This is a genomic window from Polaribacter sp. L3A8 (genome assembly GCF_009796785.1).
GTDB lineage: Bacteria > Bacteroidota > Bacteroidia > Flavobacteriales > Flavobacteriaceae > Polaribacter.
On sequence record NZ_CP047026.1, the window covers coordinates 3,162,499 to 3,175,753 of the forward strand.

Genomic DNA, 13,255 nt, shown 5'->3' on the forward strand with positions numbered 1-13,255 from the left:
AATTTAAAATTAAGAAATTATTAGGCCTTGTTTAACAAAATTTAAGTGGTTAGATTTAGCATAAAGTTTATGTTTGTATTTATCAACCAAAATTACGTTATGAAATATTTTACTTTTTTACTCATTTTTTTTACCTCTTTAACTGCTCTATCTCAAGTAAAAGGAAGGATTACCGATATCAAAAACAACCCTTTATCATTTGTAAGTATTTATTTAAATAAAACGGTAACAGGCACAACTTCTAATGATAGTGGAGAGTATGTTTTAAATGTTACTAAAAAAGGAAAGCAAACAATTGTTTTTCAAATTTTGGGGTATAAAACCGTAAAAAAGAAAGTGAATATTACTGCTTTTCCTTTTGAATTAAATATTCAATTAGAAGAAGAAGATGTACAATTAGCGGAGTTTTCTATTTCTACAAAAGACAATCCTGCAAATAGAATTATTAAAAATGTAATTGCAAGTAAAGAGAAAAATACTGATAAGTACGCAAAGTATACGGCTAAATTTTATTCTCGTGGCTTGTATAAAATAAAGGATGCACCAGAAAAGTTTTTAGGTCAGAATTTGGGCGATTTTGGAGGTGGATTAGATTCTACAAGAAGCGGAATTATTTATCTTTCGGAAACTGTTTCTGAAATCCATTTTCAGAAAAAACCTAAAAAGTTTAAAGAAAAAATTATTGCCTCTAAAGTTAGTGGAGAAGATAACGGAATTAGCTTTAATAGGGCAGAAGATGCCAATATCAATTTTTATAATAACAGTGTAACTTTTGGTAACGATTTAATTTCGCCAATTTCTACCAATGCTTTTAGTTATTACAAATATCAATTAGAAGGCACTTTTTATGAAAAAAGCGGAAAACTAATCAACAAAATAAAAATCATCCCGAAAAGAAAAAATGACCGAGTTTTTAATGGTTATTTATATATTGTAGAAGATGATTGGGCTTTGTATGGTGCCGATGTTTCGGTAACGGGGGCGCAAGTAAACATCCCTATTGTAGATGTTTTGTATCTAAAACAGAACTATAATCATTCTTCAGAAAATGATGCTTGGGTTTTAATTAGTCAGAGTATCGATTTTAAAGTAGATGGTTTTGGTTTTAAGTTAGATGGACGCTTTTCTTCCGGATATTCCGATTATAATTTTAATCCTAGGTATCATAAAGATACTTTTACCAACGAAGTTTTATCCTTTGAAAAAGAAGCAACAGAAAAAGATACGGTGTATTGGAATGCTTTAAGACCGGTTCCGTTAACGTTAGAAGAAACATCAGATTATAAATTTAAAGACAGTTTAAAACTTGTTCGGAAATCTAAAAAATATTTAGATTCTGTAGATAAAAAACAAAATAAGTTTAATGTATTGTCGCCAATAATGGGATATACCCATCGAAATTCTTATAAAAAATGGTCTGTATCTTATGATGGTTTAATAGATGATTTTAGCTTTAATACCGTGCAAGGTTTTAACACCTCTTTAGGTATTAGTTTTTTTAAAGAGCAAAATCATAAAGGAAAATGGTGGAATGCAGGTGTAAAAGCTAATTATGGTTTATCTGATAAACGCTTAAGACCAACCTTCTTTTTTACTAAAAAATGGAATGATATTTCGAGACCAAGAATGACTATTTCTGGAGGAGTTACAACTGCCCAGTTTAATGATAGAAATCCTATCATGAAATTAAATAATACTATTAGCTCGCTACTAAGAAGGTTAAATTATTTAAAAATTTATGAAAAAGAGTTTGCTAAAATTTCTTATTCAGAAGAAATTAAAAATGGGGTTTATCTTTCATCATCTTTAGAATACGCAAATAGAAAGCCTTTATTTAATACTACAGATTATTCGTTTGCTTCGAAAGATAATAATGGAGGCTATAAATCTAATAATCCTTTAGATAGAAACGATTTTGAAAATGCAGCATTTACAACGCATAAAATGGCGACTTTAAATGTAAAAGGAACTTTTGTTTTTGGGCAAAAGTATTTGTCTTATCCTGATAGTAAATTTAATATTGGTAATCCTAAGTTTCCAACCGTTAGTGTTACGTATACTAAAAAGTTTGAAGCGGCTAACTCTGAGTTGAATTCAGATTTGTTTCGTATTAATGTGAGGCAAGATATTGATGCAGGAAATTACGGGAAGTTTGTGTATAATTTAAAAGGAGGTGTGTTTTTAGAAAAGAAAAATATTCCTTTTATGGATTTGTTGCAAGCTAATGGAAATCGTTTGCTATTTCCTTTAGATGGTGAGTTAAATAGTTTTGGGTTGTTAGAGTATTATAAATTTTATACAAATGATAGGTATGCAGAAGCGCATATAGAACATAATTTTAAAGGGGCAATTTTAGGTAAAATTCCGTTGCTAAATAAATTGAATTTTCACTTAGTGGGTGGAGCAAAAACGTTAATTATGGCCGATAAAAAACCGTATACAGAATATTCTGTAGGTTTAGATAACATTGGTTTTGGTAAATGGCGTTTTTTAAGGGTTGATTATGTAAAATCTTTTCATGCAGGAATTAAAAGTAACGGTTTGTTGTTTCGATTGAGTATGTTTTAATTATTTTTGAAAGATGAAAATTCAAATACTTTTTTTTGGGATTACAACAGATTTAGTAGGTGCTTCAAATTTAGATTTAGAAATTACTGATGCTTTAACAGTTGTAGGTTTTAAGAATTTTTTGAAGAAAGAATATCCGCAGTTAAAAAATATCAATTCTTATGCTATTGCCGTTAATGAAAGTTATGCGGCAGATGAGTTAGCCTTAAAAGAAGGCGATGTAATTGCTGTGATTCCGCCAGTTAGCGGAGGGTAAAAAAGCTTGTTTTTTATCCCCCGAAGGGAAGAAACAAGCTTGTATGATTTTCTGAAAAAATAGAGATACTTATTTTTGACAATATTTTTTATCAATATAAAAAGTTCCAAAAGGAATTACAGAGGCAACTAAAACAATTCCTAAAGTTTTGTTACTCCAATTCATTTCTTTTTTAATTACAATAGCTAAAACTACATATAACATAAAAAGGATTCCATGAGGCATTCCTAACATTTTTACATAAGTTGCATCACCTTGAATATACTTAATTGGTGTTGCTATAAATAACAATAATAAGTAAGAAATTCCTTCTAAGATACTTACAAGTCTAAAGATGTTTTTCATTTTATAGGTATTAATCATTGCGTATAAAGTGAAGCAATCTATTTAAATTAAGAGATTACTTCGTGCGAAACTCCTCGTAATGACGTTTCGTTTATTTTTGCGAAAATACAATTTTGTTTTCCTATTTTTGTTGATGAATGGAAAGAACTTCAATAAAAATTACATCAGAAAAATTAGATTTACAAGAATGTTACAATTTTGTAGAAGATGATGCTTGTGGCGGAATTTCTGCATTTGTAGGTACAGTTAGAAATGATACACAAGGAAAAGAGGTGTTGCAGTTAGATTTTTCTACCTACAAACCAATGGCAATTAAAGAAATGCAAAAAATTGCAGATTTGGCTTTAGAGAAATTCGATATTAAAAAAATAGCCATTCATCATGCAGAAGGAATGTTGCAGGTTGGTGAAATTCCTGTAATTATAACTACTTCTTCTAAACATAGAAAAGCCGCTTTTGAGGCTTGTGAGTTTGCAATTGACACTTTAAAAGAAACGGTACCTATTTGGAAAAAAGAATACTTTGCAGATGGTGAGGTTTGGGTAAATGCACATCCGTGAATTAGTTAGCGGTTCTCAGTATTCAGTTTGCAGTCAAAAATTTTACCCAATGCTGTTGCGAGCGTCTCGCTCGTATCTTTTCTTACAACATTGTAGGATAAGTTCGTGGAAATTACGCCGCATGTTATTGGTGTTTGCACGAGCGGGACGCTCGCGCTATCGGGGAATTACTTTTAGTTTTTTTAATTTGTGTTTGTTTATAGTTGATAACTTTTAATGATTGTAAGACTGTGTTTGTGGAAATGTTTTCACCTAATGCTGTTGCGAGCGTCTCGCTCGTATCTTTTCTTACAACATTGTAGAATAAGTTCGTGTAAATTACTCTGCATGTTATTGGTATTTGCACGAGCGAGACGCTCGCGCTATCGGGGAATGACTTTTAGTTTTTTTAATTTTTGTTTGTTTATAGTTGATAACTTTTAATGATTGTAAGACTGTGCTTGTGGAAATATTTTTACCAAATGCTAGTGCGAGCGTCTCGCTCGTATCTTTTCTTACAACATTGTAGAATAAGTTCGTGTAAATTACTCTGCATGTTATTGGTATTTGCACGAGCGAGACGCTTGCGCTATCGGGGAATGACTTTTAGTTTTTTTAATTTTTGTTTGTTTATAGTTGATAACTTTTAATGATTGTAAGACTGTGCTTGTGGAAGTATTTTAACTTGCTTACTGCTTACTGCTTACTGCTTACTGCTTACTGCTTACTGCTTACTGCTTACTGCTTACTGCTTACTGCTTACTGCTTACTGCTTACTGCTTACTGCTTACTGCTTACTGCTTACTGCTTACTGCTTACTGCTTACTGCTTACTGCTTACTGCTTACTGCTTACTGCCTTCCTACTCTGAACCCATAAGTAATACTGCAACCCAAATAAAACTGCACCTGCCAATAAGTGTGTTGCTTGTGTGCCTAAAGGAAATTCTGCATAATACATTAAAATACCTGTAATGGTTTCTAAGAAAATTAAACCCACTATCCAGTTTACAAGCCTGTAGCCTAGGTCTTTTGCTTGATTTAGGTAAAATAAACCCAAATTTACTAAGACAATTGCAATTGTAAAAGATCTGTGAAAATAGAATTTAAAACTAGGATTCATCAAACTATAATCTTTGTTTTCGAAGCCATAAAGTTTTACTTGTTCGTCTATAAATTGTCTTACTTGGGTACCCATTGCAATTTGTATCAAAGAAAAAACTGCAGATACAATTAGCAATTTACTAAAGAGCGAATTGTAAGTGTAGGTCTTTTTTTTATCCGAAGAAATAAATTTTAATTGTAATAAAAGAGCAATAATAATTAAACCAATCACCATGTGAATGGTAATAATTGTTGGTTTTAAATTGGTGTCTACCACAGTTTTTCCTAACCAAGCTTCTACAAGCATTAGAAAAAATGCAGTATAAGCAAGTATAGGAATCCTTTTGTCTGTTTTCCAGAATTTTGTTGCTCCGTAAATTAAAAATAAGAAGACAAAACCAGCTAAAACAGAAGATAATCTGTTAATGTACTCTGTCCAAGAGTGGTATTTATTAAATTTAGCGTAATCGTGTTTTGTGTAGTTTGCCCAATTACTCTTATTAAATTTATCTGTAGTTTTAAGAGTGTGTTCTGCTACAAATAGTGCTTCATCTTTAATAATAATAAAACCTTTTTTAAACTCAGTATTTGGTTTCCAAGTAATTTGTTCTTCTGCGGTTGGCGGAATATAATAGCCAAAACATTTAGGCCAATCGGGACAGCCCATTCCAGAACCAGTCATTCTAACAACAGCACCTGCTAAAAAAATTAAGTAGACAGATATGATAGCAATTTGTACGGTTTTTGGAAATCTACTTTTCATAAAAGAATATTATTTCTGCAAAAATAAGACAAAAAAAAGCCGCTTAAAAAATTAAGCGACTTGTTCTTTTCAAAAAATTTAAAATTATAGAACTCTAACGTCTACTGCATTTAAACCTTTTCTACCTTCTTTAAGGTCGAACTCTACTGCGTCACCTTCTCTAATTTCGTCAATTAATCCTGATACATGTACAAAGTACTCTGTGTTTGAATCATCTTCTGTTACAAATCCAAATCCTTTAGATTCGTTGAAGAATTTTACTGTTCCTTTTTTCAAAATAATATAATATAAATGTTAATAATACTGCAAATATAAGATTATATTAATTGGTTTTACATAATTGCTGTTTTAAATAACATTTTTCCTTTTTTTTATAAAAAAGAGGTGTTTTAAAAAAGAAAATTTGATGCATAAAAATGTAATAAAATTTCTTTTCTAGAGGTGTTTTAAGAATGTCAACAGTAGCAGTTACTTAGCTGTTTTTTGTGTTTTAAAATATTGATTTTCATTTAATTGAAAAAGCGTTCTTTTTATTGGAAGTTGATAAAAAAACGATTATTGTTAAAAACTTCAAGGGATTTGTGAATAACTATAACTTTCATTTCGGAACAAAAAAACCAATCTTTGTAAGACTTGTTCTTAACATCAAATTAACCTTCAAATAACACCAATTTACTGTGGAGATTACGCACATTATAAAAAGAGACTCTGAAACAACCACTTTTGAGTTAGAGAAAATTATTAATGCTATTGAAAAAGCAATGCTTACTGTAAATAATGGCTCTAGAAATGATGCTATTGCAATTTCTAATATTGTACACGGTACTTTATTAGAGAGAAGGTTAAATGAGCCAGATTATATGCCTACAGTAGAGCAGGTTCAAGACATTGTAGAGTATAAATTAATGGACAGCCCTTTTCATGATGTGGCAAAGGCGTATATTTTATATAGAGATGAACAAACAAGAAGTAGAAAGCCTAATATTTTTGAGAAAAGAATAAACTTAAAGCCTTACGATTATCCTGCATTAGGAGAATATGTAGATGCTATTAGACACTCTTATTGGATACATACAGAATTTAATTACACGAGCGATATACAAGATTTTAAAGCAACTCTTACCAGTTTAGAACAAAATGCTATTAAAAATACCATGTTGGCAATTTCTCAAATAGAAGTAGCCGTTAAAACTTTTTGGGGAGACATTTATAAAAAAATGCCGAAGCCAGAAATTGGTTCTGTTGGTGCAACGTTTGCAGAAAGTGAAGTACGACATCACGATGCATATTCTCATTTATTAGAGATCTTAGGGTTAAACAATGAGTTTAAAAACTTAAAGAAGAAGCCTGTAATTATGAAACGTGTTAGTTACTTAGAAGGCGCGTTAAAAAATGTAAACAGTGAAGACAATCAAGAGTTTTCTGAATCGATAATTTTATTCTCTCTATTTATAGAGCATGTATCTTTATTTTCTCAGTTTTTGATTATTATGGCTTTTAACAAGCATAAAAATGTTTTAAAAGGAATTTCTAATGTGGTAGAAGCTACTTCTAAAGAAGAGCAAATTCATGGAGATTTTGGTATCGATCTTATTAAGATTATAAAAGAAGAAAACCCAGAATGGTTTAGTGAGGAGCATAATTTATTGGTTCAAGAAACTTGTAAAGAAGCATTTCTTTCTGAAAGTAAATTAATAGACTGGATTTTTGAAAAAGGAGAATTAGATTTTCTACCTAAAGACGTAATAAAAGAATTTATTAAAAATAGATTTAATAATTCTTTAGAGAGTATTGGTATATCAAAAATATTTGATGTAGACCAAGTATTATTATCTGAAACAGATTGGTTTGATGATGAAATTATTGGAACCAAACACGGAGATTTCTTTGTAAAAAGATCTATCAATTACAGTAAAAGAACTAAAAGTATAACTAGCGACGACCTATTTTAAATTATGAACTTGAACGAAACAGCAACAGCAGACTTAACCGAACACGAAAAATTAATTCAAGCAAGAAACGCCGCTAGGAAAGAAATGCTTAAAGATAACAAAGAACCAGAAATTACATGGCTAACAGAAAATAGCCGTAAATTTTTACAGTCTGGTTATTTAACGGGAGATACTACTCCAGAAGAAAGAATCCGTGAAATAGCAGATAATGCAGAGGGTCTTTTAAAAATTAAAGGTTTTTCTGATAAGTTTTACAAATACATGGCTGCTGGCTATTATTCTTTAGCATCGCCAGTATGGTCTAACTTTGGTAAGAAAAGAGGTTTACCTATTAGCTGTTTTGGAAGTCATGTGGCAGATGATATGGGGGATATTTTATTCTCACAATCAGAAGTTGGTATGATGTCTAAACTTGGTGGAGGAACGTCTGGTTACTTTGGTAAGTTGCGAGAAAGAGGTGCAGATGTTAAAAATAACGGTTCTTCGTCAGGATCGGTTCACATTATGCAATTGTTCGAAAAAATGGTTGATGTTGTAAGTCAAGGTTCTGTAAGGAGAGGTCGTTTTTCTCCATATTTACCAATAGATCATCAAGATATTAAAGAATTTTTAGAAATAGGTACAGAAGGAAATCCAATTCAAGAATTAACGCATGGAGTTACAGTAAGTGACCAATGGATGCAAGAAATGATTGATGGAGATGTAGAAAAAAGAGGTCTTTGGGCAAAAGTTTTACAAAGAAGAGGAGAAATAGGATACCCTTACATACTTTTTAGAGACAATGCAAATAACGGAACGGTAGATGTTTATAAAGACAAAAACCACGAAATTTATGCAAGTAACCTTTGTACAGAAATCATGTTACCATCTAATGAAGATTGGTCTTTTGTTTGCTGTTTATCATCTATTAACTTAGTACATTATGATGAGTGGAAAGATACAGATGCTGTAGAAACATTAGCATATTTCTTAGATGCAGTAATGCAAGAATTTATCAATAAATTAGAAGTATATAGAGATTCTGCAGATAGAGACGATCAGTTTACGTTTCGTTTTATGGAGAAAGCCTATAAATTTGCAAAAGAAAATAGAGCATTAGGTTTAGGTGCTTTAGGATGGCATTCTTTATTACAATCTAAAATGTTAGGGTTTGATAGTGCAGAGGCGTATGCTTTAAACAGTGAAATCTTTAAAGTAATTAAAGAAAAATCATACAAAGCATCAGAAGAAATGGCAAAATTGTATGGAGAACCAGAAGTATTAAAAGGATATGGTAGACGTAATGCAACGTTAAATGCAGTTGCTCCAACTACTTCATCAGCATTTATATTAGGACAAGTATCACAAGGTATAGAGCCAATTTGGTCTAATATTTATGTAAAAGATATTGCAAAAATTAAAACAACAATTAAGAATCCTGTTTTAGAACAACTTTTAGAAGCTAAAGGACAAAACACATCTGATGTTTGGAAAAGTATTAGAGATAACGATGGTTCAGTTCAGCATTTAAGTATTTTAACAGAACACGAGAAAGACGTTTTTAAAACGTATTCAGAAATAGATCAAAATGTAATTGTATATCAAGCGGCAAATAGACAAAACCATATAGATCAAGGACAATCTATTAATATTATGGTGCATCCAGATATGCCAATTAAAGAAGTGAATTCAGTATATATTAATGCTTGGAAATTAGGTGTAAAATCTATGTATTACCAACACAGTATGAATGCTGCACAGAAGTTTAAACAAAAGAAAGAATGTGCTAGTTGCGAAGGGTAATTAGTAGTATAAATAAAGATAAGAGAAGTCGAAAGGCTTCTCTTTTTTTTTGTAGCTATTTCCAGCTTTCACTACTCGCTTTTTTTGCCAAAAAAAATGGCAAAAAAGAGCTCAAACAGACCGTTCAATCTGGGCTAAACCTATTTAAAAGCTTTTAGAGAATGCAGTCAACTTTCAATGCTGAACTTGTTTCAGTATCTCAACTGAGTAATATTAAAACGTTATAAGAACCTGAAATAAATTCAGGTTGACATTTTTTTACTTTCTAGACGGCTTTTTTTGTACTTTTCAACCTATAAAAATGTAAAGTTTTGACAACAAAAACAATACTCTTTATAGCTTTAGGAATCGTTTCTTTTGGAGTTTCTTTATTGGTTAAGAAGAATAAAGACCAATCTAACACAACAAGAAAGCGAATGTTGGCAAAAGTTAACCAAGCTAAAAATATAGAAAAATTTAGAAATTCAAAAGATTTTCAACATCCAATTTCAAGTGCTATCTTTAATTTATTAGAAAATTTTGATGTGCATGATGGGGTTGGAAAAAAATTAAATGATGAAGAAATAAAAGCAATAGAAAATAAACTACAATTAGATTTACCAACATCTTACAAAATTTTTCTAAAACACTTTGGTGATGGAGGTAATTGGGTTTTTAGCCAGTATATAGATAGTATTCAAAATTTTTCTTGGTTATCAAATTATAGAAACGATTTCTCAGAGACAATTGAATTAGATGGAGGAAAACTGTTAAAAGTAAATAGTTTATTATGTCTAATGACAGAAGATTCTAATGGAGGTGCTTGGTGTTGGTTAACTTCAGAAAAAGATACTAATGGAGAATGGGAATTAGCGTATTATATGGATAATAAACTTCATTATAAAGTTCTCAACTTTACAGAATGGTTAAACATCCTAACAAAAGAAGGAGTTGAAGTTATTAGGGAGTTAGATCTAGAAGAAACATTAGGTTTAGGTTAATAAAAAAAGAGAAGCTTTACGGCTTCTCTTTTTTTATTTAACGTGAGTTCGAGCTAATCAATCGCAATATTCGGTAACATATTCGGGATTTTTATAGAAGGTTTTTTAGGTAAAAAAGAATATGCAATTAATCCAGAGATCATATTTGTTATGAAATTATCAAAAGATCTATGTCTAGAATGTTCAATTTGGCAAGTGTTTTTTAGTACATCATTTACTGTTTCGATGATTGCTCTTTTTCTTAGGATAACTTTATCCATATAGTCCATTGCTTTCTTTTTCATGTTTTTTCGAACTTTAGTTATTAAATGAATTCCGTCTACAAAAAGTCTTTCAAATAAATCTTTCCCAATATATCCTTTGTCTCCAAAAATTTTTCCAAATAATTTGTCGTGAAACTTCTTTTGTTTGAGAGGGAATCTGTCATCTACATTGGCTGGAGTGAACATAAAATCAATAATTTCTCCTTTGTCATTGCAGACAATATGTAGTTTAAATCCAAAATACCACCCCATAGTTCCATAGCTTTTTTTGGCAATATCTTTAAATACTTTATGTTGTTTTTCTCTTTTATAGTGACATACTTTTAAAGGAGTAGAATCAATAAAAGAGATACCTGTGCAATCGCCTAAACAATACATTTTCATAAAAACGGCTAAAGGTTGTGTAACCTTTTTTTGAAGTTCTACAAATCTATTATAAGAAACACAATCTGGAAACAGATCTTGTCTGTATTTACAAATATGGTTTAAGTAAAAGTGTTTAAGGTTTCGGTAAGACTTTAGGTGAAATATAACAAGTATGGTCATCACTTCACTATCAGACATTTTGAACTTTCTATTACGTTTTTTAGTTGTTGAACCATCAGAAATGCTGTTTTTATTAAGAATTAAGTTAAATTCTTTCATAAAATCATCTAAAGAACAGAAAATTTCTATAATTTTACTATCAGAAATCATAAGCAGGATATTTATTAATATATTAGAATTCAGTACTTTAATATACTAAATATTCTGCTTTTTTTATAGGTTTAATTAAAATTTCTTACATCGAACTCACGTTATTTATAAACTTTTTCTATAAGAGATTTATCCCTCAGTAATAACTTCTGGTTTGGTACTCGCCCTTAAAATAAAGTACCCAATTACGGCAGAAATAAGCGAACCTAAAAGAATTCCTATTTTTGCAGAACTAATGTATTCTGGAGATGAGGTAAAGGCCAAACTAGCAATAAAAATTGCCATTGTAAAACCAATACCTGCAATAAAGGAAACTCCAAAAATTTGTTTCACACTAACATCAGATGGAATCTGTACTAGGTTTAATTTCTCTGCAAGTAATACAATGAAAGGGATTCCTAATCCTTTACCTAAAACCAAACAAAGTATAATATTTATAACCAACGGCACTTCTATACCTACAGAACTATCTATTAAAACACCCGCGTTTGCCAATGCAAAAATAGGAATGATAAAATAGGCCACCCAACCATGTAAACTATGTTCTAAATGCTGTAATGGAGATTGAAACTTGTGGCTCCAATCTTCTAATTCATCCATATGACCTACTTGTTCATTAGACAAAATAGGTTTTTTTAATACCGTTGCATTTTTAATATCATTGTAAATATTCTCTAATTGAGATAAAAATGTGGCGGTTTCTATTTTCTGTCTTATTGGTACAGAAAAAGCTAACAAAATACCTGCTACTGTTGGGTGAACTCCAGATTTTAAGAACAATACCCAAACGACTATTCCGGTAAAAAACATAATAAATTTAAAGTAATACCCTTTGTAAGACAAAAAGTATAAAACAGCTAATAAACCTAAACCAATAAACAATAAGGTGGTTTTAATTGCGCCACTATAAAAAATGGCAATCACTAAAACAGCTTCAATATCATCTACAATTGCAAAGGCTATTAAAAATATTTTTAAACTTAAAGGCACTCTTTTTCCTAGAGAATTTAATACAGCCAAAGAAAAAGCAATATCTGTGGCCATTGGTATTCCCCAACCTTTAAAGGTATCTGGGTTTTGGTTTAAAAGCATAAATAAGGCAACAGGAGCAATTACGCCTCCAATGGCACCAAATAATGGAAATGCTATTTTTTTAATTGAATTTAACTCGCCAATTAACACTTCTCTTTTAATTTCTAAACCAATTAAAAAGAAGAAAATAGCCATTAAACCATCGTTAATCCATAATATAAGTGGTTTTTTTAATTCAAAATTTTCTCCTGTCACACCAATTTTATAGTCTAAAAGAGCGGTGTAACTATCGCTAAAGCTAGAGTTTGCCCAAATTAAGGCAATTATGGTACTTAATAATAATAGAATTCCGCTAAAACCTTCAATTTTCATGAACTTTTGAAACGGTGTAAGAAATACTTTTTTTATCATAGAATTTTAATTAAAATAAACAGCTTCAAAAATTGCTAAAGGAGCTCTTCTGCCCACATTTAAAGATAATACATCGTCTTTTACAGTGTAATTATCGGCTAAGTTTAAAACCTTTAAAAATGCAGGTTCATCTGTGTTAGGGCAAAACATTCTAGTAGATACTAATTTGCTAAATTTAATTCGGTTACCCTCTTCTAGGGTAAATTCTCCAGAAACGGAATTACAACCCGCAAAACCTGTTAGTCTATTATCTTGAGTTTTTAAGGTGATAGAAATTTCACGTTCTTGGTTTTTGTCCACTTTTACTTCTTTCCCTTCTAAGGTTTTTAGTTTCCAGTATTTTCCTGTGATAGCAGTATCAAAAGAATCATTGTTTTTTTTCTGTACAGAACTACAACTCATTACGGTTATTAGTATTAGATTGATTACGATCAGTTTAACTTTCATAAATATTTTTTTGTAAAAAATTAAATATACTTTTAGTTGGCAACATAGTAAATTAAAAAATATTAAAATCTTCATAAAATTTAAAGGCTAAAAAGGGGTTTGTATTGTTTTTCATTTGC

12 protein-coding genes are annotated in these 13,255 nt (G+C 30.5%); 6 read left to right on the top strand and 6 right to left on the bottom strand.

All coding sequences use genetic code 11. The features are described 5' to 3' along the window. The first annotated feature begins 99 nt into the window (after positions 1-99). A complete protein-coding gene (locus tag GQR92_RS12900) occupies positions 100-2,568 on the top strand; it encodes a DUF5686 and carboxypeptidase regulatory-like domain-containing protein (RefSeq protein ID WP_158840181.1) in 2,469 nt (822 codons plus the stop codon). 13 nt (positions 2,569-2,581) lie between these two features. Beyond that, a complete protein-coding gene (locus GQR92_RS12905; protein ID WP_158840183.1) occupies positions 2,582-2,824 on the top strand; it encodes a MoaD/ThiS family protein in 243 nt (80 codons plus the stop codon). Positions 2,825-2,893: 69 nt separating this feature from the next. Here the strand turns inward: GQR92_RS12905 and GQR92_RS12910 are convergent, their stop codons facing one another. Then, on the bottom strand, positions 2,894-3,169 hold the full coding sequence (locus GQR92_RS12910) for a DUF3817 domain-containing protein (RefSeq protein WP_105049909.1): 276 nt from the start codon (positions 3,167-3,169) through the stop codon (positions 2,894-2,896). 137 nt (positions 3,170-3,306) lie between these two features. Between GQR92_RS12910 and GQR92_RS12915 the strand changes: the two genes are divergently transcribed. After that, positions 3,307-3,729, top strand: coding sequence for a molybdenum cofactor biosynthesis protein MoaE (locus GQR92_RS12915; protein ID WP_158840185.1), 423 nt, complete (start codon positions 3,307-3,309; stop codon positions 3,727-3,729). A gap of 815 nt (positions 3,730-4,544) precedes the next feature. Here GQR92_RS12915 and GQR92_RS12920 read toward each other — a convergent pair. Both GQR92_RS12920 and GQR92_RS12925 read right to left on the bottom strand, forming a co-directional pair. Next, positions 4,545-5,573, bottom strand: a complete 1,029-nt coding sequence (locus GQR92_RS12920) for a COX15/CtaA family protein (protein ID WP_158840187.1) — start codon at positions 5,571-5,573, stop codon at positions 4,545-4,547. 84 nt (positions 5,574-5,657) lie between these two features. Next, positions 5,658-5,849, bottom strand: coding sequence for a cold-shock protein (locus GQR92_RS12925; RefSeq protein WP_068447358.1), 192 nt, complete (start codon positions 5,847-5,849; stop codon positions 5,658-5,660). 401 nt (positions 5,850-6,250) lie between these two features. Here GQR92_RS12925 and GQR92_RS12930 point away from each other — a divergent pair, with 401 nt between their 5' ends. The 3 genes from GQR92_RS12930 to GQR92_RS12940 all read left to right on the top strand — a co-directional run bounded on the left by GQR92_RS12930 (position 6,251) and on the right by GQR92_RS12940 (position 10,287). After that, complete coding sequence (locus tag GQR92_RS12930) at positions 6,251-7,525, top strand: ribonucleotide-diphosphate reductase subunit beta (RefSeq protein WP_158840189.1); 1,275 nt, start codon at positions 6,251-6,253, stop codon at positions 7,523-7,525. A 3-nt stretch (positions 7,526-7,528) separates the two neighbouring features. Continuing rightward, positions 7,529-9,307: a ribonucleoside-diphosphate reductase subunit alpha gene (locus GQR92_RS12935; protein WP_158840191.1), complete on the top strand. Its 1,779-nt coding sequence runs from the start codon at positions 7,529-7,531 to the stop codon at positions 9,305-9,307. 311 nt (positions 9,308-9,618) lie between these two features. Beyond that, entirely contained in the window at positions 9,619-10,287 is a 669-nt protein-coding gene (locus tag GQR92_RS12940; RefSeq protein WP_233269856.1) for an SMI1/KNR4 family protein, read from the top strand. Between the two features lie 53 nt (positions 10,288-10,340). On the opposite strand, the gene GQR92_RS12945 is transcribed toward GQR92_RS12940, so the two are convergent. The 3 genes from GQR92_RS12945 to GQR92_RS12955 all read right to left on the bottom strand — a co-directional run bounded on the left by GQR92_RS12945 (position 10,341) and on the right by GQR92_RS12955 (position 13,136). Continuing rightward, on the bottom strand, positions 10,341-11,246 hold the full coding sequence (locus GQR92_RS12945; RefSeq protein WP_158838411.1) for an IS982 family transposase: 906 nt from the start codon (positions 11,244-11,246) through the stop codon (positions 10,341-10,343). 129 nt (positions 11,247-11,375) lie between these two features. Further along, entirely contained in the window at positions 11,376-12,689 is a 1,314-nt protein-coding gene (gene nhaA, locus GQR92_RS12950) for a Na+/H+ antiporter NhaA (RefSeq protein ID WP_158840193.1), read from the bottom strand. A 6-nt stretch (positions 12,690-12,695) separates the two neighbouring features. Next, positions 12,696-13,136: an META domain-containing protein gene (locus GQR92_RS12955; RefSeq protein ID WP_233269857.1), complete on the bottom strand. Its 441-nt coding sequence runs from the start codon at positions 13,134-13,136 to the stop codon at positions 12,696-12,698. Positions 13,137-13,255: the final 119 nt, after the last annotated feature.